General features: G+C 51.5%; 17 protein-coding genes. 8 read left to right on the plus strand and 9 right to left on the minus strand.

Features of this window, described 5'->3' with window-relative positions; all coding sequences use genetic code 11:
* From P1P86_07625 to P1P86_07655, 7 genes are all read left to right on the plus strand, one after another.
* Positions 1 to 1,688 (plus strand): putative Ig domain-containing protein (locus P1P86_07625; GenBank protein MDF1575042.1); only part of this gene is annotated, 1,688 nt, incomplete at its 5' end.
* Positions 1,689 to 1,834: 146 nt separating this feature from the next.
* Positions 1,835 to 2,428, plus strand: a complete 594-nt coding sequence (locus P1P86_07630; GenBank protein MDF1575043.1) for a nucleotide exchange factor GrpE — start codon at positions 1,835 to 1,837, stop codon at positions 2,426 to 2,428.
* A 1-nt stretch (position 2,429) separates the two neighbouring features.
* Complete coding sequence (dnaJ, locus tag P1P86_07635) at positions 2,430 to 3,581, plus strand: molecular chaperone DnaJ (GenBank protein ID MDF1575044.1); 1,152 nt, start codon at positions 2,430 to 2,432, stop codon at positions 3,579 to 3,581.
* Positions 3,578 to 4,519 (plus strand): ATP-binding cassette domain-containing protein, encoded by a 942-nt coding sequence (locus P1P86_07640; protein ID MDF1575045.1) that lies wholly within the window; start codon positions 3,578 to 3,580, stop codon positions 4,517 to 4,519. The genes dnaJ and P1P86_07640 overlap by 4 nt, the downstream gene beginning before the upstream one ends.
* Positions 4,485 to 5,891: an ABC transporter permease gene (locus P1P86_07645; GenBank protein ID MDF1575046.1), complete on the plus strand. Its 1,407-nt coding sequence runs from the start codon at positions 4,485 to 4,487 to the stop codon at positions 5,889 to 5,891. The genes P1P86_07640 and P1P86_07645 overlap by 35 nt, the downstream gene beginning before the upstream one ends.
* On the plus strand, positions 5,888 to 6,805 hold the full coding sequence (locus P1P86_07650) for a hypothetical protein (GenBank protein MDF1575047.1): 918 nt from the start codon (positions 5,888 to 5,890) through the stop codon (positions 6,803 to 6,805). The genes P1P86_07645 and P1P86_07650 overlap by 4 nt, the downstream gene beginning before the upstream one ends.
* 16 nt (positions 6,806 to 6,821) lie before the next feature.
* Entirely contained in the window at positions 6,822 to 7,988 is a 1,167-nt protein-coding gene (locus P1P86_07655) for a sigma-54 dependent transcriptional regulator (protein ID MDF1575048.1), read from the plus strand.
* A gap of 44 nt (positions 7,989 to 8,032) precedes the next feature.
* On the opposite strand, the gene P1P86_07660 is transcribed toward P1P86_07655, so the two are convergent.
* Genes P1P86_07660 through P1P86_07685 form a run of 6 tightly spaced genes read right to left on the minus strand, consistent with a single transcriptional unit; the run spans position 8,033 to position 14,969 of the window.
* A complete protein-coding gene (locus P1P86_07660; GenBank protein MDF1575049.1) occupies positions 8,033 to 9,550 on the minus strand; it encodes an MBOAT family protein in 1,518 nt (505 codons plus the stop codon).
* Positions 9,547 to 11,007, minus strand: coding sequence for a hypothetical protein (locus P1P86_07665; GenBank protein MDF1575050.1), 1,461 nt, complete (start codon positions 11,005 to 11,007; stop codon positions 9,547 to 9,549). The genes P1P86_07660 and P1P86_07665 overlap by 4 nt, the downstream gene beginning before the upstream one ends.
* Before the next feature lie 15 nt (positions 11,008 to 11,022).
* Positions 11,023 to 12,666 (minus strand): transglycosylase SLT domain-containing protein, encoded by a 1,644-nt coding sequence (locus P1P86_07670; GenBank protein MDF1575051.1) that lies wholly within the window; start codon positions 12,664 to 12,666, stop codon positions 11,023 to 11,025.
* Positions 12,663 to 13,280 carry a DUF5683 domain-containing protein gene (locus P1P86_07675; GenBank protein ID MDF1575052.1) on the minus strand — a complete coding sequence of 206 codons (618 nt, stop codon included), beginning with the start codon at positions 13,278 to 13,280 and terminating at the stop codon, positions 12,663 to 12,665. Before P1P86_07675 ends, P1P86_07670 begins: the two co-directional genes overlap by 4 nt.
* A complete protein-coding gene (locus P1P86_07680; GenBank protein ID MDF1575053.1) occupies positions 13,277 to 14,158 on the minus strand; it encodes a ParB/RepB/Spo0J family partition protein in 882 nt (293 codons plus the stop codon). The genes P1P86_07675 and P1P86_07680 overlap by 4 nt, the downstream gene beginning before the upstream one ends.
* A 10-nt stretch (positions 14,159 to 14,168) precedes the next feature.
* Positions 14,169 to 14,969: an AAA family ATPase gene (locus tag P1P86_07685; GenBank protein MDF1575054.1), complete on the minus strand. Its 801-nt coding sequence runs from the start codon at positions 14,967 to 14,969 to the stop codon at positions 14,169 to 14,171.
* Positions 14,970 to 15,152: 183 nt separating this feature from the next.
* Between P1P86_07685 and P1P86_07690 the strand changes: the two genes are divergently transcribed.
* Complete coding sequence (locus tag P1P86_07690) at positions 15,153 to 16,091, plus strand: diacylglycerol kinase family lipid kinase (protein ID MDF1575055.1); 939 nt, start codon at positions 15,153 to 15,155, stop codon at positions 16,089 to 16,091.
* Here P1P86_07690 and P1P86_07695 read toward each other — a convergent pair.
* Genes P1P86_07695 through cysK form a run of 3 tightly spaced genes read right to left on the minus strand, consistent with a single transcriptional unit; the run spans position 16,080 to position 18,595 of the window.
* A complete protein-coding gene (locus tag P1P86_07695) occupies positions 16,080 to 17,198 on the minus strand; it encodes a glutaminyl-peptide cyclotransferase (GenBank protein ID MDF1575056.1) in 1,119 nt (372 codons plus the stop codon). The two genes, P1P86_07690 and P1P86_07695, sit on opposite strands and share 12 nt — an antisense overlap.
* 10 nt (positions 17,199 to 17,208) lie before the next feature.
* The gene (locus tag P1P86_07700; protein MDF1575057.1) at positions 17,209 to 17,628 is read right to left on the minus strand and encodes a hypothetical protein; all 420 of its coding nucleotides are present in this window, start codon (positions 17,626 to 17,628) and stop codon (positions 17,209 to 17,211) included.
* 55 nt (positions 17,629 to 17,683) lie between these two features.
* Positions 17,684 to 18,595 carry a cysteine synthase A gene (gene cysK / locus P1P86_07705; GenBank protein ID MDF1575058.1) on the minus strand — a complete coding sequence of 304 codons (912 nt, stop codon included), beginning with the start codon at positions 18,593 to 18,595 and terminating at the stop codon, positions 17,684 to 17,686.

Here is an 18,595-nt window from a genome sequence, read left to right on the forward strand (position 1 = left end):
GGGTAAATGACGGAACGGTGGATGTGGACACCACTTTCACGATTCATGTGTATAATGCCAACGATGCCCCCGTCTTTACAAGCATTCCGGATACCACGGCCCTGGAAGATACTCCCTACTCTTCAGGAGTCACTGCCCTGGACATCGATGGAGACAGCCTTATTTTCAGAGCACCTGTGCTTCCTTCCTGGTTACTCTTCAATGATACCACACACATCCTGAGCGGAACACCTGTCAATGACGATGTGGGCGATCATGATGTTACCCTTACCATCTTCGATGGAACGGTAATCATCGATACCTCCTTTGTAATTACCGTTACCAACACAAATGACCTTCCCGTCTTTACCTCTGTGCCGGTCACCACGGGGCGGCAGGGAACTCTGTACACCTATACCGCCACGGCAGAGGATATGGACGGAGACACACTCACTTTCAGCGCTCCTGTGCTTCCCCTCTGGCTGACCTTTGATCCTGTAAGCCGTGTATTAAGCGGGACCCCCGCTAATGAGCATGTCGGGAATCAGAGTGTGTCCATAAATATCAATGATGGAACGGCAGATGTGGTACAATCCTTCACCATTGTTGTGGAGAATGTTAACGATCCCCCTGTCTTTACCTCCACACCCATTCTTGAAGCCCGGCCGGGAAGCGCTTATTCCTATACGGTTAGCGCCATGGATATGGACGGCGATGAGCTCTCTTTCACAGCGCGGGTGCTCCCCGGATGGCTGGACTTTGATCCGGTCACTCATGTGCTGAGTGCCACACCGGGAGACGGAGATATAGGGGATCAATTTGTTTCTATCCGGGTGTCTGATGGTTTGCTCCATGCGGATCAGATCTTTACCATTACTGTTGGTGACGGAAATCATTCCCCGACCTTCACTTCCGATCCGGCAACCTCCGTGGTGCTGGGAGATTCCTATGTTTATACCATTATTGCTCAGGATATTGACGGGGATGCCCTGACCTATTCTGCCCCTGAACTTCCCGGGTGGTTAACTTTCTATCCTGCAACCCATGTAATCAGCGGGGTCCCCCGTGTTGGAGATCTGGGTCGTCACTCTGTGACGGTAAGAGTAAGCGACGGAACCGTGTCGGCCGATCAGTCCTTCCGCATCACGGTCGAAAATCCAAACACTGCTCCGGTATTTACCTCCACGCCCAATACAAGCATCGTGGAAAAAAGGCTCTACGTCTATTATGTGACAGCCGAGGATGCAGACGAGGATAATCTGAGCTTCTCAGCTCCTCAGTTGCCCGGCTGGCTTAGCTTTGATCAACTGACCGGAGTTCTTCACGGCACCCCCGATTATGGAGACCTGGGTGATCACTCTGTGACACTGAGGGTGACAGATGGAGATATGGCCACAGACCAGAACTTCACCATCACGGTTGAAGCGGAATCGGGTGTGGGCATCTCGGATCTGCAATCGCCCGGCTTCATGAAGATTTATCCGAATCCGACCGGAGGCAGATTTGTGGTGGAGATGGCGGCCGGGCTTGAACAGGAGCTTATCCTGGAAATCCTGGATCCCCTGGGAAAAACTGTAATAAAGCAGGTATTCCCTCCTTACCATTTGATTCGCGAGGAGTACGATCTGACCAAGCGGCCCCCGGGCCTCTACTTTATCCGGATTTATCACGATTCGGGCCGGATCATTGGAAAACTGATTGTTTATTAGCGCATACAGCGACCACCGACCTGGAAAGGGCTATCTGTTCCTGATCCCCGAACACTGAGCATCTGACAATATGTCAATTCCAGCTCATTGGCTCAATATTTGACCTATCAGGGTCAAATTATTGAATTGTAATAGCGTATACGAATATGGCAAGGAAGTCTGAAAAAGCTGATAACCAGCGGAATAAAAAGGTCGAGGTTGAGGAACCCGTGAAACAGGAAGAGTCTCAAAAGGAGTTGGAGCAGGAAGAAACAGCTGAAGTGGCTGAAGAAGAAGAGCAGGAAGAGCCCCAAAAAGAGCCCACGGCAGAAGAAAAACTGGCAGAATTGCAGGATCGCTACCTGAGGCTGTCAGCCGAGTATGACAACTTTCGAAAAAGAACCCTGAAGGAGAAGATCGACCTGCAGAAAAACGCCAACGAGAACCTGCTGGTGGCTTTACTGCCTGTTGCAGATGATTTTGACAGGGCCCTGCTCTCGGTGGATGAAGCCCGGGATATTGAAGCGCTTAAAGAGGGAATGAAGCTGATCTCCGGCAAGTTCCATGGTTTCCTGAACCAACAGGGAATTAAAGAGATAGAGGCTGTCAACAAGGATTTTGACACAGACCTGCACGAGGCAGTTACCAAGATACCGGCCCCTTCAAAGAAGCTAAAAGGCAAAGTGGTGGATGTCATTCAAAAAGGATATTATCTGAATGACAGGGTCCTGAGATTTTCAAAGGTGGTTATTGGGGAATAAGATGGGAAAAAGAGATTATTACGAAATATTAGGCGTTTCTAAAAATGCCGCCCAGGACGAGATAAAGAAAGCTTACCGGCAACAGGCCCTCAAGTATCATCCCGATAAAAACCCGGGCGACAAAGAGGCTGAAGAGAAGTTCAAAGAGGCTGCTGAAGCCTATGAGGTCCTCTCCGATGAACAGAAACGGCAAAAATATGACCAGTATGGTCATGCTGCTTTCCAGAACGGCGGGGCCGGAGGTTTTGGAGGCGGAATGACCATGGAGGATATCTTTTCCCAGTTTGGGGATATCTTTGGGGGTTTCGGCGGCTTTGGCGGCTTCGGCGGCTTTGGCGGAGGTTCCAGGGGTGGCCATGTCACCAAGGGATCCAACCTGCGAGTGAAGGTAAATCTGAATCTGCAGGAGGTTTCGAGCGGCGTGGAGAAAAAGATAAAAGTTAAAAAATACGTCTCCTGCGATGCCTGTAACGGGTCGGGAGCCAAGCACGGTACCGCCAAAAGCACCTGTCCTACCTGTCACGGAAACGGCCAGGTAACCCGGGTAACCAATACCTTCCTGGGACAAATGCAAACCGCATCCACCTGTCCCACCTGTCATGGCGAAGGGACCACCATCAGCGAGAAGTGCGAGAGCTGCTATGGCGAGGGGATAGTGAAAAAGGATGAGGTGATCAAGATCAATATCCCCGCGGGAGTCGCTGAAGGCATGCAGGTGAAGATGAGCGGGAAAGGCAATGCAGCCCGGCGGGGTGGAGTCAACGGCGACCTCCTGGTGATGATCCATGAGGAAAAACATCCGGAGCTTACCCGGGATGGAAGCGATCTGCTCTACCCTCTTTATCTGAGTATCCCGCAGGCCACCCTGGGATCCACCGTGGAAATCCCAACGGTAGAGGGACGGGCCAAGATCAAGATCGAAGCCGGAACCCAGCCGGGAAGGGTCCTGCGGCTCCGGGGAAAAGGCCTGCCCGAGGTTAACGGGTATGGAAGAGGCGATCTGCTGGTACAAATCAATGTCTGGATCCCCAAAGTACTGGATAAAGAGGAGAAGAAGCTCTTTGAAAAAATGGAACAATCGGATACCTTTACTCCCCGACCCGATAAAAGTGAACACGGTTTTTTCAACCGGATGAAAAATCTCTTTGAATGACTCTGATATCAGCCAGTAAAGTTGTCAAGGACTTTAGCGGACACAGGGCACTGAACCACGTGTCGATGGAGGTCCCCGAAGGCAGCATCTATGGCTTGCTTGGACCCAATGGTGCCGGAAAGACCACCCTTCTCCGGATTATTAATCAGATTACTGCACCCGACCAGGGCAGCATTCTTTTCGAGGGAAGCCCAATCGGTCAGGAACACCGGCCCATGATCGGGTACCTGCCGGAGGAGCGGGGCCTCTACAAAAAAATGAAGGTCGGAGAACAGGCCCTCTATCTGGCACAACTGAAGGGCCTCTCCAGGAAAGATGCCATGGACCGGCTGAAGCTGTGGTTCCGGAAATTCGAGATGGAGAGCTGGTGGGACAAAAAGGTGGAGGAGCTTTCCAAGGGAATGGCCCAGAAGGTACAATTCATCACCACGGTCCTGCACCAGCCCAGACTCCTGATTTTTGATGAACCCTTCAGCGGCTTCGACCCGATCAATGTGAACCTGCTGAAGCAGGAGATTTTACAAATGAAGGAGCAGGGAGCCACGATCATTTTTTCCACCCATAACATGGCATCCGTGGAGGAGCTCTGCGATCATATCACCCTGATAAACGAATCGGAAGTGGTGCTTCAGGGAGAAATCTCGGAGATCAGGGAGCGATACCGGTCCAATAAGTACCGGGTCACTTTCTCCGGAAGCAGGGAGCAGCTGAGCGGCGGCCTGGATCCCCGCTTCGAATTGCTGGCTGTGGAAGAGAACGGCATGGGACAGAATGCCATTATCCGGATCAGGAATGAGGAAGAGGGTTCGGGAAAGCTGATCAGGAATCTCCTCGATATCACAGAGATTAAGGCCTTTAACGAGATATTACCGGGTATGAATGACATATTTATACAGGTGGTCCATGACACCATTAGAAGGGAGGCCGGTCATGAATAAAATCAGTCTGATCATCCGGAGGGAGTACCTGACCCGTATCCGGAAGAAGTCCTTTATTATCATGTCCGTACTCGGACCCCTGATCTTTGCTGCCTATATACTGATCCCCATGTACTTTGCCACCCTGGAGGATAAAGAAGAGAAGACCATGGTGGTGATCGACGACTCCGGACTTTTCACCGAACGGCAGGCGGAAGGTCCCGTTTTTACCATCCCGGGAACCGAAACCCTTAAATTCCAGGTAGTGGAGGGTATTCCCATTGAAATTTTCAGGGAGACTTTTGAGGAGTCCGGCTATTATGGCCTGCTCTTTATCCCCTCCAATATACTGGCTTCAGAATCATCCCTGATCTACTCGACCAAACAGACCTCCCTGGAGATATCGGAATACCTGGAGCGCTCCATGGAGAGCGAGATTGAACATCTGAAGCTGGCGCAGCATGAGATCAGCGATATTGAGAAGATCCTGGCGGAGGTGGAAACCAATATCAACGTCAGAAACATCAAGTGGACCAAGGACGGGGAGACCCAGGAGAGCAACACCGGGGTGATCATGGCCATCGGTTACCTGGGGGGCATGCTGATCTTTTTCTTTATCTTTTTCTTCGGCTCGCAGGTCATGCGGGGAGTGATCGAAGAAAAAGTGAGCCGCATTATAGAGGTGATCGTCAGCTCGGTAAAACCCTTCCAGCTGATGATGGGTAAAATCATTGGAGTGGGGCTCACCGGACTGACCCAGTTCCTCATCTGGATGATATTTTCGGCTGCCCTGGTCACCGGACTGAAAGCAGCTTTCTTCCCGGAGCTCAACCGGACCCCGACCGAGCAGGTAGTGAGCTCTGGTCTCTTTGACCAGGGAACAGAAGTCCAGGCCCCTGGCATGGAGAGCCCGGAGAGTTTGGCCGGTGAAGATATGCTTCAGGAGATATTCGTATCGCTGCAGTCGATCCATGCCGGGGTAATGATCGGATCCTTCCTTTTCTACTTTATTTTCGGCTACCTGCTCTACGCAGCCATGTTTGCGGTAATCGGATCGGCCGTCGATAACGAGACTGATACCCAGCAACTGATCTTTCCGGTGATCCTTCCCCTGATCCTGGGCCTTTATGTGATGATCAGCGCCATCAATAATCCGGATAACGCCCTGTCCTTCTGGTTTAGCATCATCCCCTTTACCTCGCCGGTGGTCATGATGGTGCGGATCCCCTTCGGGGTCCCCTGGTGGCAGGTTGCGGTCTCCGGCACCCTGCTGGTAGCCACATTCATCGGAATGACCTGGGTGGCCGGAAAGGTGTACCGTACAGGGATCCTGATGTACGGAAAGAAAAACAGCTACAAAGAGATCTGGAAATGGTTAAGGTATAGCTCATGATCACAGCCATCCTGGATTTTGGAACCAACACCTTTAACCTGCTGATCGCTGAACGAAAGGACCGCAGTTTTCATATCCTGCACAGCAGCAAGCAACCGGTAAAGCTGGGAAAAGGAGGGATCCAGATCAACCGGATTACTCCGGATGCCTGTGAGCGGGGCTTTGTGGCCATACAGAACCATATGGAGAACATAGCCCGTTATCCGGTGGATGAGATCCGCGCTTTTGCCACTTCCGCCATCCGGAATGCAGCCAACGGGGAGGAGTTTACCGAAGAGGTATACCGAAGATTTGGTTTCAGGGTCCGGATCATCCCCGGGGAACGGGAAGCAGAACTGATCTATAAAGGGGTCCGGCAAGCGGTCCCTCTGACTGAAGACTATGTGATGATTCTCGATATCGGGGGAGGAAGTAATGAGTTTATCATTTGTAACAGGGAGGGGATTCTCTGGAAACGCAGTTTCGAACTGGGCATGGCCAGGCTCCTGGAGCTGTTTGCGTTTTCGGATCCCATCCGGCCGGAGGAGATCCGGGCCCTGGAATCCTATTTCAGGCAGGAGCTGTCTCCCCTGCTGGATGTGGTCAGAAGCATCGGGCCGGAAACTCTGATCGGGGCCTCAGGTTCCTTTGATACCTTTCATGAACTGATCCGCTTTCACCTGGGACAGGAAAAAGATGAGTTCCACGGAAGAGAAATCTCCATGAAAGAGTACCATAAACTTCACCGCCGCCTGCTGTCCTCCACCCTGGCGGAGCGCAGGACCATGCCCGGCATGGAAGCCGTGAGGGTGGAAATGATCGTAGCCGCCACAATTTTTGTTAGTTTTGTAATACGTTCCTGCCAGATCAAAAACCTTCACCACTCGGAATTTGCATTAAAAGAGGGTGTCATCTCCGAGCTGGCAGGCTTCTGAATCGAAATAATTATATATGGTAAATATCCTGGTAATAGACGACGAGAGAAGTATCCGGAATACCCTGAAGGAAATTCTGGAATATGAAAAATTCAGGGTTGAGCTTGCCGAACACGGAGCAGAGGGGCTGGAGCTTTACCGAAAGGGGCACTTTGATATCGTCCTGTGCGATATCAAGATGCCGGAAATGGACGGACTGGAAGTGCTGGAGAAGATCTTTGAAGAGGAAGGTGATGCCCAGGTCATTATGATCTCCGGTCATGGAAACATTGATAATGCGGTGGAGGCCATTAAAAAGGGGGCCTATGATTTTATTGAAAAGCCCCTGGACCTGAATCGCCTGCTGATCACCATACGCAATGCCCTGGATAAATCGAGTCTGATCACGGAAACAAAGGTATTGAAGCGGAAAGCGGGCAAGGGCTTCGATATGGTGGGTGAATCCTCAGCCATTCAGCAGGTCCGGGACATTATCCGGAAGGTGGCCCCTACCGATGCCAGGGTCCTGATTACCGGTTCAAACGGAACTGGCAAGGAGCTGGTCGCCCGCTTCCTGCATGATAACAGCAACCGTGCCTCTGCTCCGTTTATTGAAGTAAACTGTGCGGCGATCCCTTCCGAACTGATTGAAAGTGAACTATTTGGCCACGAGAAAGGGGCCTTTACCTCTGCCATAAAGCAGCGCAAAGGTAAATTTGAACAGGCCGACGGAGGCACCATTTTTCTGGATGAGATTGGCGATATGAGCCTCTCCGCCCAGGCCAAGGTGCTGAGGGCCCTTCAGGAGAATAAGATCACCCGGGTGGGCTCTGACAAGGACATCCATGTGAATGTGCGCATCGTGGCAGCCACCAACAAGAATCTGAAAACAGAGATAGAAAAAAACAGGTTCCGCGAAGACCTCTATCACAGACTCAGCGTGATCCTGATCCAGGTACCCACCCTGAACGAACGGCTGGAAGATATCCCCCTGCTGGCCGAGCATTTTAATCAGCTAATCGCCGAAGAGTATGGCAACTCTCCCAAAGTAATCAGGGAGGATGCCATTAAAGAATTGCAGAAGATCAACTGGACCGGGAATATCAGGGAGTTCCGAAATGTGCTCGAGCGACTGATTATCCTGTGTGAGAAGGAGATCACCGCCAAAGATGTGATCAACTTTGCCATGCCCATCTCCAGGTAGCCGGAAGTCCCTGAAGCTGAAAGCAGATAAAGGCCTGTAGGCTCCTAGAACTGAAAGTAAATAAAGGGCTGCAGGTCGGCCGACCATGACTGGTATATCACAAACACCACCAGGACCGTAATCAGCACCTTGGCCCACAGAGGGGTCCGGATAAAGCCGTTGAGCAGGTTCAGTTTCCACCGCTCCGGTACCCAGTGTGTGAAATAACCCAGGACCATCACCCCGAAAACCAGCCGGTAGCTCCATATGACTTCCGGAATGATCCGGGCATTAAATTCATGAAGCACCTGGTGAATCAGTTGATTGGCCTTCTCCATGGACTCGGAGCGGAACCAGATCCGGGTAAAGGTGATAAACACAAAGGTGTTGAATATCTTCCAGAAACGCACGGCCCAGTGTTTGCTTTTTTCGTAGGGCGAGACTCTTTTCCAGAGCTTATAGACGATCAGTCCCACCCCATTGAGTCCGCCCCAGACCATAAATTGCCAGCTGGCCCCGTGCCAGAGTCCCCCCAGCAACATGGTGATCATCAGGTTTACATCGGTTAAAATCCTCCCCCTGCGGTTACCTCCCAGGGGAATATAGAGGTAGTCCTTCAGCCAGCTGGACAGAGAGATGTGCCAGCGTTTCCAGAAATTCCCCACACTGGTGGCCTTGTAAGGAGCGTTAAAATTCTTGGGCAAACGAAAACCAAGCAGCAGGGCCACGCCGATGGCAATATCGGTGTAGCCTGAAAAATCGACATAGACCTGCAGCGAATAGCCAAACAAGGCCGAGAGATTCTCAAAACCGGAGAATCCGGTGGGATTAGCAAAAACGCGGTCCACAAAATTGAGGGCTATATAGTCCCCGATAAACATTTTTTTAAAAAGCCCCTTCAGGATCAGGAAAAGGGCAAAGCCAAACTCCTGCATGGAGAGGCTGTACCGCTTATAGAGTTGGGGAATAAACTCCGAAGCCCTGACGATGGGGCCGGCCACCAGCTGGGGAAAAAAGGATACATAGAATCCGAAATCGAGCAGGTGCCTGACGGGATCGACCTTCCCCCGGTAGATATCCACCGTATAGGAGATGGTCTGGAAGGTATAGAAGGAGATTCCCACGGGAAGCAGGATGACCGACACATCAAAATGGGTCCCGGAAAGTTGGTTGGACCAGGACGCCAGGTGGTTGACCACCTCCAGCTGGAGATGAAAAAGCCTGTTCACCGTATCCACAAAGAGGTAGGTATATTTGAAATAGGAGAGCAAAAACAGGTTCACAAACACACTCATGATCACCCCGAATTTTTTCCATCCCCGTTTTCCGGCATGATGGATCAGCATGCCCAGATAGTAATCCGATACCGTGGAGAAGACCAGGATCAGAAAAAAGAGTCCGGAGGTCTTCCAGTAGAAAAAGAGACTGGCCGCAAAAAGAAAAACGTTCCGGGCTGCCCGCTGGCGGTATATCACTGAATAAACCAGCAACACCACCAGGTAAAATCCCCAGAAAAAGAGTCTGGTGAAGATAAGCGGCTTTTCCGGATGAAACAGGAATATATCGGACAGCACCTGGATCACCGGCCGGAATTTTGGATTTCGAATTCGTTTAACTCCAGAATCAGGGCATTGTAAAACATCTCAGCCACCAGGTTGACGCCCAGACCGGTAAAATGCACATAATCGGTGGATGCCAGGGGCGGATCGGCATTCACAAAAGAGGCCATGGAGTTCTTTCCTCCCATGGCCTCATAAAGGTCCCAGAATCCGGCCCCACTCTCCAGGGCTGCTTCCCGGAGCGCATCCCTGATGGCCTCCAGTCCCGGATAGGTGGTAAAACGGCCATCGGCACGAACCGACATGTCGGCCGGTCCAATGACGATCACAGGGGTTTGCGGACAGGTCTCCTTAAAAAACTGAAGCTGTCTCATAAAGGCTCTGCGGTAATACTTCGCATTCATATAAGGGACCACATTGCCCCCGTACTGCAGAAGGATCAGTCCGGGCGACAGGTGATCCAGCATGTTCTGCTGGGTAGCCCTGTTCATTCTGGTAAAGATCAGTCCGGATCCTCCCCTCATGGCAATATTGTCCATCTGCAATCCGCCGTCCGACTCCAATGAGATCCCGTAGATCCTCCCTCCTTCCGGCAGCCTGAAAGAGATGCGGACATCCTGCAAATCCTCCGGGTGCCGGAAATCGGCCACACTGAATCCATCCGGAAGTCCGGCCAGGGTATCGGAAAACTGATCATTTGCCCGGAAAACCACCGCAGCACTGTCCACATAGGAGTGCATAAACACCCGGATCCGCCTGACCCTGCCCCCTCTGCAGGCGGTATTAAAGCGGTAATGGAGCCCGGGCCACTCCTCCCCGGGCAGGGGTACCGATGCAAAGGCCCCCATGATTCCATAAGAATGATGCGATATGGTGCTGTCGCGCTTCCCATAATAGGTATAGCGCAGCCACTGGCCCGACTCCTCCTGCTGGTAGGCCAGGTTAGCCGAATAGAGCGGAATGGCCTGCACCAGGCCGATTCCGGTACCTCCAAAACGCTTCTGCATGCGGTACCTGATCAGTGCGGTCATCCGGTCGCTTTCAATCTGCGAATCGCCGAAATGGAGAATCCTGGTATGCTGCTGATTCCCCGAGGCCAGGCCCTTCAGGTTCCTGAAAAAGGGGTGGAGGAGCGTGGAACCCCCTTCGGTAAACAGGATCCGGTAAACACTTTTTTTAAGGCTGTCCAAATTGGCCGGCATTCCCACCGGGATAAGGGCCTCGTTTGCACTCCCGGTCCCCGGGGAAAGTTCCATCCCGGGATCAGATTCCGGATCTTCGCTCAGCGATGAACCTGCAAGCAAAGCTTCAAGTTCCACAGGGGTCCGGGCAGTATCCTTCCGGCTCAGATCAGAAAGAGTCGCAAAGGAAAGCCTGAAATTGCTGCCAACACCGATCCCCTGTTCGGGAAAAAGGAGGGCCAACAGGAGAAGCATTAACAGAACAGCCACAAAAAACAGGAAGATCCGCAACGGCTTCATACACAAATATAACAATTACCCTTTAGGCTTAATCTTCAGGAGCTGTCCGGATTTGATTTTTGAGGAATTGGCTATGTTGTTGAGCCTGGTGATATCGGTCTCGCTTACCCCCGGATACTTCCGGGCGATCTCCCACATGGAATCGCCCTCCCGGACCCTGTAGGTGATATACTCTCCGGAATCCGCAGTGCCGGAAACGCTGCCGGACTCAGCGCCGGCCGAACTTGTTGTTTCCGACGGAAGCCTGCGCCCGGCAAAGCTCTGTTTCTCTGCAAAACTCATGGAATTAAGCTCTTCGTAAGGGGCCGAGCTGCCCCTGGGTTTATAGATAACAAGCTTTTGTCCCACCCGGATCAGGTTGCGGCTGATGTTGTTCCAGTAACGCAGGTCGGAAGACTTTACGTCGTACCAGTCGGCAATGTATCCCACATTATCACCCGATTTGACCGTGTATATAAGCTTCGTGTACTTGTCCGGGGGCAGATCGACCTGGTAGGCCGACGAGTATCGCTGAGGGGAAGCCACTTTCTTAGCGGGATCGAAAAAGATGGAATCCTTGTGGGAGAAAATACTGTCCTGCAGGTCGATAAAGGCAGCGACCTGCTCCTGCGGAATGGTGATGGCATAACCCTGTCTGGCGGTGCCCGGCACGATATCCTGCCTGTACTGGGGATTGAGATCGCGCAGCAAGGCCATGGGAATATGCAGGACCTCGGCCACCTGACTGAGATGTACCGGCTCATACACCATCAGGGTATCGGTCACCCGGGGAAGGGTGAGCGGCGCCCTGCTGATGAGGTGTTCTTCGTAATAATTCATGGTGTAGGCAGCTGCAATATAGGCGGGAACATAACCCCGGGTCTCCCTCGGCAGGTAGTAATAAATGTCCCAGAAGTTCCTGCGCCCCCCTGATCTTCTTATGGCCTTGTTTACATTGCCCGGCCCGCAGTTATAGGCTGCCAGCGCCAGGGTCCAGTCGTGATAGATTTCATAGAGGTCAGCCAGAAACCTGGCTGCAGCATGGGTGGCAGCCACGGGATCGCGGCGTTCGTCGACCAGCGAATTGATAGTGAGCCCGTAATGTTTCCCGGTACTGTACATAAACTGCCAGGTCCCTACAGCACCGACCCTGGAAACTGCCCTGGGATTGAGGGCCGACTCGATGACCGCAAGATACTTGATCTCATAGGGGATCCCGTAGAGGTCGAAGATCTCTTCAAAAAGAGGGAAATAGTATTCCGAAAGCCCCAGCATGACCCTCACCTGTTCGCGCCTCTTTCGGGAATATACATGGATGTAATTCCGGACGATTCTGTTGTAGCTAAGGTCTATCAACGAGGGAATCTCAGCAAGCCGCTGCATGTATACCGAGTCGCTGAAATCGGGAATCAGGGTATCCGCTTCGGCCAGGTAGTCGTCGGTGGCAGCTTCGAGCGACTGGTTCACATACCACAGATTAAGCAGACTATCCAGGTTGGCCCCGGTGCGGAGCTCGATCTCCCCCTCCATGGAAAAAGAATCCCGGATGGTTGTGTCTGTAAGGTGGGAAAAGGCCTCCAGGCTGTCAGGGACTTCCTGGGACAACAGGCGGGCGCTGAAAATAAGCGAGCCCAGCAGGGTCGCAACTCCGCTTAAGTATAGAAAGCTCTGCCTTCTCATCTGCCTTTAAAATTTATGCTGCATGAAAGTCCCCCCGATAGACCATTAAACCCATTGGGATCCATCATGGGCCGGATCGATGGGGAGATACCCAGTGAAAGATTGTCATTTACGTTCCAGCTGTAGAGATGGGCATCCACATAGGCATCCAGGATCTGAAGTCCATAGACCGCGATGGCAATGATATAGCTGTATTCCATGTTTCTTTTCCAGTACTCCAGTTTCTGTTCATTCAAGCTGCTCTCCTCCAGGATATAGTCGATGGTGGCCTGCTCGTATTCCCTGGTGTTGTAAACTGCTGCATACCCGACACCCCCAAGTGCAGCCCAGACAATGGGCATTTTCCAGTATTTTCCGTTATAGGCCTGTCCCAGTCCGGGGAGTACCAGGGCCAGCATCAGGGCCCTGGACGGAGACTTGACCTTAACCGGTTCTGTCATCAGGGAATCGGGTAAAAGAAAATTCTCCTCTGCGAAACGAAAAACAGAATCCGGATGCTGAAGCACCTGAAGGCTGTCCGGATGCTGGCTGTGAAAAACCGTATCACTCTCCTGGCCGGTCGCCGAAAGCGTCGTAAAGAAACAAAGAAGCACCGCTACCGTGAATTTGTTCATTTACCCGGTTTGTCGAGGATGCTGACTATCCGTTGCAGGTCCTCGTCCGATTTAAATGGAATAACGATCCGGCCACTCCCTTTATTGCTGCGCATAAATTCAATGGTCGCTCCAAAGTGATGGGAAAGGTGTTCCCTGAGGTCTTCGTAATCGGAGCGTGAGTCCTCCCGGGAAAGCTCAGACGGATCCCCGTTGGCCTTCGATTTTCTGGCCAGACTCTCCACCTGTCGTACCGACAGGTCCTGGGAGAGAATTTTACTGAATACCTCCACCTGGTAATCCGGATCTTCGATCCCGACAAGCGCCCGGGCATGACCCATGGTAATTTTCTTCTCACGTATCCCGTTCTGTATCTCTACGGGCAGATTAAGTAAACGCAGGTAGTTGGTGATGGTGGCCCGCTTCTTCCCCACCCGGTCGCCCAGTGCTTCCTGGGTGAGGTCAAACTCCTCGATAAGACGCTGGTATGAAACAGCCACCTCAATGGCATCCAGGTCCTCCCGCTGTATATTCTCGACCAGGGCCAGTTCCAGCATATGCTCATCGCCGGCTTCCCTGACAAAAGCGGGGACCCGTTTAAGCCCTGCCTTTTCAGCAGCCCGTATACGACGTTCTCCACTGATCAGCTGGTAGCTGTTGTCAGCAGTCCTTCGGACGGTAATAGGCTGGATGATCCCATGCTCCTCCACTGACATCACCAGTTCGTTCAGGGACTCTTCATCAAAGGAGGTTCGGGGCTGGAAAGGATTGACTGAAATATTTTTTATAAGTATTTCATTGACCGCGGAAGGGGAATGCAACAGACTGCGATCCTGCTGCTCCTCGCCTACATCAATCAATGCTCCCAATCCTCTTCCTAAAGCATTCTTTTTTGCCATCAGTTATATGTTAGTCCATTACTTTTTCTTCCTGCTTCAACAAGGTCTCTTCATTCTTCTGAAGAATCTCCCTGGCCAGGTTCAGGTGACTGACAGCACCCCTTGATTCGGCATCATACAGAACTGCAGGCTTTCCGAAGCTGGGTGCTTCACTGAGTTTAATATTACGTTGTATGATGGTTTCAAAAACCATCTGCTGAAAGTGTTTACGCACCTCGTCCACCACCTGGTTGGAGAGCCGGAGCCTTGCATCGTACATGGTGAGCAGGAAGCCTTCAATCTCCAGGTCGGGATTCAGACCCCGCTGAATAATATTAATGGTATTCAGCAGCTTGCCCAGACCTTCCAGTGCAAAATACTCACACTGAACAGGCAGAATCACCGAATCGGCAGCCGTGAGGGCGTTCACCGTAATCAAGCCCAGAGAAGGAGAACAGTCGACCAGGATATAGTCGTAATTATCACGCACCTGATCAATGACCTTCTTAAGCATATATTCCCGCTCATTCATATTCAGCATCTCAATCTCCGCGCCCACCAGATCAATGTGTGAGGGAATCAGATCCAGATTACTGATTTCACTGTTCAGGATAATTTTTCTGGGATCGGCATCCTCAATCAGACATTCATAGATGCTGGTCTTCACCTTTTTTGTATCAAAACCAGTGCCGGAAGTGGCATTGGCCTGCGGGTCCGCATCAATGATCAATACTCTTCTCTCCAGCACCGCCAGGCTCGCTCCCAGGTTAATTGCTGTCGTCGTTTTCCCAACGCCTCCCTTCTGATTTGCTATCGCAATTACTTTACCCATCGGCCTTTTTCTTTAAATTTAACTGGAATTAAAACGGGCTTCAAATTTACTATTTTAGAGTCCCCCGGTAATTTAAGCCTTTTCGTTATTGTAAACATTAATTTTTCATTTATAAACAGCTTTTCAACAAATTTCATTGATAACTCCGTAAATACTTATCTTTAACGCAACAAGAGCTGGCATATGAATAAATCAAACTGGATCGCCATTATAAATGTGGCAGCAGGCGGTGGAAAGACCAAAAAAGACTGGCCCTCCATTGCACAAATTCTTCAAAAAGAAGGCATTCAGTACGAACCCTACTTCACGGACAGAAGGCTGCACGCTTCCATTATTGCCCGGAATAAAATCAATGAGGGTTATTCCAGGATCATCGTGGTGGGCGGCGACGGAACCATGAACGAAGTGATTAACGGGGTGTTTGCCCAGAAGCGAATCCATACCACCGAGGTGATGCTGGGCATGATCTCTGTGGGAACCGGAAACGACTGGGCCAGAACCTTCAATATCCCGTCCGATTATGAAGGGGCCGTCAGGACCATCAAGCAGCAGAAAACCTTTATCCAGGACGCCGGTCTGGTCAACTACCAGAAGAACGGGAAGGAGTGGAAGCGTTATTTCATCAATATTGCCGGGCTTGGTTTCGGGGCGCGCGTGGTGGAACGGACCAACCGCATGAAAGAGCAGGGGAGAAACGGAACCATGCTCTACTTCTATAACATCTTTTACAGTCTCATTAAATACAGGTCCAAAAAAGCGGTTATTGAGATAGACGGAATAAGCTACAACCGCAAGATCTTCTCCCTGAACGTGGGAATCGGCAAGTACAACGGGGGAGGAATGATCCAGGTTCCCCATGCCATAGCCGATGATGGGCTGTACAGCATCACCCTGATTAAAAAAATGGGTAAACTGAATGTGATTGCCAACATGAAGAAACTCTACAACGGAAATATTACCAGGCATTCCAAGGTGGAGACCTATATGGCCAAAACCGTGCAGATTGCAGATTCGGCCCTGCTGAAGGTGGAAACGGATGGTGAATCGCTGGGACACGGACCGGTCAGTTTCCAGATTATCCCCAGGAGCGTCCGGGTGATTTCCGGAGAACTAAGTGCCTGATTCTATGATTCTGATCTCAAATAACAGGGGCCAACGCTTCCCTGTTACAAAGATTCTGTCCCCTTCGCGGTCCCAGGCAATTCCATTAAGCACATCGGTATCGGGTTTCCTGTCGGTGGCCTTCAGGATCCCTTTCAGGTTGATCCTTCCCTCCACCCTGCCCGTTTGCGGGTCAATAATGACAATTTCATCGGTGAAGTAACGGTTGGCCCAGATCTTCCCATCGATGTACTCCAGTTCATTCAGGCTGGAGGCAGGGCCCTGGTCATGATAAACCTCAATTTGCCTCTTAATGGTAAACATCTCCGGATCAAGAAAATAGATCACATTGGTTCCGTCACTCATGATCAGTTCCTGCCCGTTATTGGTGAGGCCCCATCCCTCCCTGTTCTGGTAATATACCTTTTGAATTTCCTCAAAAGTGGCCCTGTCATAGATAAAACCAACCTGTGATTTATAGGTCAGCTGGTAAATCCGGTCACCCAGTACGCTTATTCCCTCCCCAAAGAGAGACTGATCCAGGTTCCTGATCCTGGTCACTTCACCCGTCTCCAGAGAGACGCGCCGCAGCGATGAGGTACCGTAATTTCCGGTTCCTTCGTAAAGGACCCCGTCCACGTATTCCAGTCCCTGGGTGTAAGCGCTTACATCGTGGGGATAAGCAGACACTACCTGGTAAGTGTATTCCCGGGGTTTCACATTGGAAAGAAAGGTGAGCTGGCTGCTGTGGTTTTCGCTCCGCCCGTCTGCAAAAAAGAGCCTCAGGCGGAGTCCGGATTTTCCCGTATTCTCCCCTTCGCCGGGAAGCAGGAATTCAAAGGATCCCCTGACGGGCTCCTCCGCAGATGCATGAATGCTTCTTTTCAGCTTCCCTCCGAGGTAGACGTTGACAGAATCGACCCGGACCGTGTCGGGAATGACCAGGACGACCCGGATTTCCTCTCCCACAGGGATACTTAAGGGAGCGGAAGGCTCCAACAGCCTGGTGATTTTATCCGGATTCGCCGGCGAAACCGGAATCCGTTCCGTGCTTCCGTTCCCGGAACTGCAGGAGCGGGCAGTGAAAAAAAACAAACTCAGCAGAAGTAATCCCGGAATTCTCATCATTCGTCCCCGTTTACCAGCCCAGTATCTTTTTAAGAAGTGGCCGTTTCTTGTCAGTCAGGCTCTTTAACTCCTCCTCCAGGCTCGGTTTTTCATGTGGATTGATCATCTGGTAAATCTCGCCCCAGGAAGGAAGCCCTCCAATGTTCCGGTCGTCAATAAAAAGATCAACATCGATCTTTCTGCTGTCATAGTCTTCATCAAACTCCTCTTCGGGATAACTGGCATTAACGGCATAAAATTCGATCCCGTTCCTGCGGCAATAATCAACGGCATCCTCCAGTTCCTTGCCCGAACGGTAGGTCCAAAGAATCAGCTGGTGCCCCTGCTCCTGCAAGGCTCTCAGAGTCTGAATGGCAAACATGATCTCCTTCCCTATCTCCGGATACCTGTGCTCCACAATGGTACCATCAAAGTCCACAGCTATTTTCAAAGACCCATCCATAGCTGACTAAATTGAAAATTTCAAATAAATGTAATAAATCCTGTTAAAAGAGATCGTTTACGGAAAGATATCTTTCGCCGCTATCGTAATTAAAAGTGAGAATACCTGCCATATTTCCAGTCTTTTCCAGAAGCTTTGAGACTGCTGCCAGCGATGCGCCTGTCGATATCCCGACAAAGATCCCCTCCTCTCTGGCCGAGCGTCTCGCATATTCGTAGGCTTCCGCTTTCTTTATCTGAAAAGTCCCGTCTATCTGGCTCATATCCAGGTTTTCGGGAAGAAACCCCGCCCCGATTCCCATAAGGGCATGGGGCCCTGCTTCCCCCCCGCTGATCACCGGTGAATCGGCCGGCTCCACAGCAAATACCCGGATCCCCGGCATGTTTTGTTTCAGGATCCTGGAGACTCCGGAGATATGACCACCGGTTCCCACACCGGTAACCAGGTAGTCAATGCCGCCCGGAAAATCATCCAGGATCTCCCGCGCGGTGGTTGCCTCATGAATCGAAGGATTGGAGGGATTGTCAAACTGGGAAGGGATCCATGCACCTTCGATCTCCCCGGCCAGTTCCTCTGCCTTTTTTATGGAACCCTTCATGCCCAGCTCACGCGGGGTAAGCACAATTTCAGCTCCATAGGCCCTCAGGATGTTCCGCCTCTCCACGGACATGGATTCGGACATCACCAGAATGACCCTGTAACCCTTTACAGCGGCCACCATGGCCAGGCCTATGCCTGTATTCCCGGATGTGGGCTCCACCAGGGTGCTGCCACTTTTAAGAACTCCACGCTCCTCGGCATCCCTGACCATTGCCAGGGCGATACGATCCTTGATGCTTCCACCCGGATTGCTCCGCTCCAGTTTCATCCAGATATTGCCGGCTCCGGGAAATAGTTTGTTGATTCGTACATGCGGGGTGTTCCCCACACTCTCCAGAATATGATTGTATTTCAC

The sequence above is a fragment of the Bacteroidales bacterium genome (genome assembly GCA_029210725.1).
In the GTDB taxonomy this organism is placed as follows: domain Bacteria; phylum Bacteroidota; class Bacteroidia; order Bacteroidales.

Excerpts from the sequence above, each read along its gene's own strand:
- P1P86_07630 (MDF1575043.1), top strand. The coding sequence starts at position 1,835 with ATGGCAAGGAAGTCTGAAAAAGCTGATAACCAGCGGAATAAAAAGGTC.
- dnaJ (MDF1575044.1), top strand. The coding sequence starts at position 2,430 with ATGGGAAAAAGAGATTATTACGAAATATTAGGCGTTTCTAAAAATGCC.
- P1P86_07640 (MDF1575045.1), top strand. The coding sequence starts at position 3,578 with ATGACTCTGATATCAGCCAGTAAAGTTGTCAAGGACTTTAGCGGACAC.
- P1P86_07645 (MDF1575046.1), top strand. The coding sequence starts at position 4,485 with ATGACACCATTAGAAGGGAGGCCGGTCATGAATAAAATCAGTCTGATC.
- P1P86_07650 (MDF1575047.1), top strand. The coding sequence starts at position 5,888 with ATGATCACAGCCATCCTGGATTTTGGAACCAACACCTTTAACCTGCTG.
- P1P86_07655 (MDF1575048.1), top strand. The coding sequence starts at position 6,822 with ATGGTAAATATCCTGGTAATAGACGACGAGAGAAGTATCCGGAATACC.
- P1P86_07665 (MDF1575050.1), bottom strand. The coding sequence starts at position 11,007 with ATGAAGCCGTTGCGGATCTTCCTGTTTTTTGTGGCTGTTCTGTTAATG.
- P1P86_07670 (MDF1575051.1), bottom strand. The coding sequence starts at position 12,666 with ATGAGAAGGCAGAGCTTTCTATACTTAAGCGGAGTTGCGACCCTGCTG.
- P1P86_07675 (MDF1575052.1), bottom strand. The coding sequence starts at position 13,280 with ATGAACAAATTCACGGTAGCGGTGCTTCTTTGTTTCTTTACGACGCTT.
- P1P86_07680 (MDF1575053.1), bottom strand. The coding sequence starts at position 14,158 with ATGGCAAAAAAGAATGCTTTAGGAAGAGGATTGGGAGCATTGATTGAT.
- P1P86_07685 (MDF1575054.1), bottom strand. The coding sequence starts at position 14,969 with ATGGGTAAAGTAATTGCGATAGCAAATCAGAAGGGAGGCGTTGGGAAA.
- P1P86_07690 (MDF1575055.1), top strand. The coding sequence starts at position 15,153 with ATGAATAAATCAAACTGGATCGCCATTATAAATGTGGCAGCAGGCGGT.
- P1P86_07695 (MDF1575056.1), bottom strand. The coding sequence starts at position 17,198 with ATGATGAGAATTCCGGGATTACTTCTGCTGAGTTTGTTTTTTTTCACT.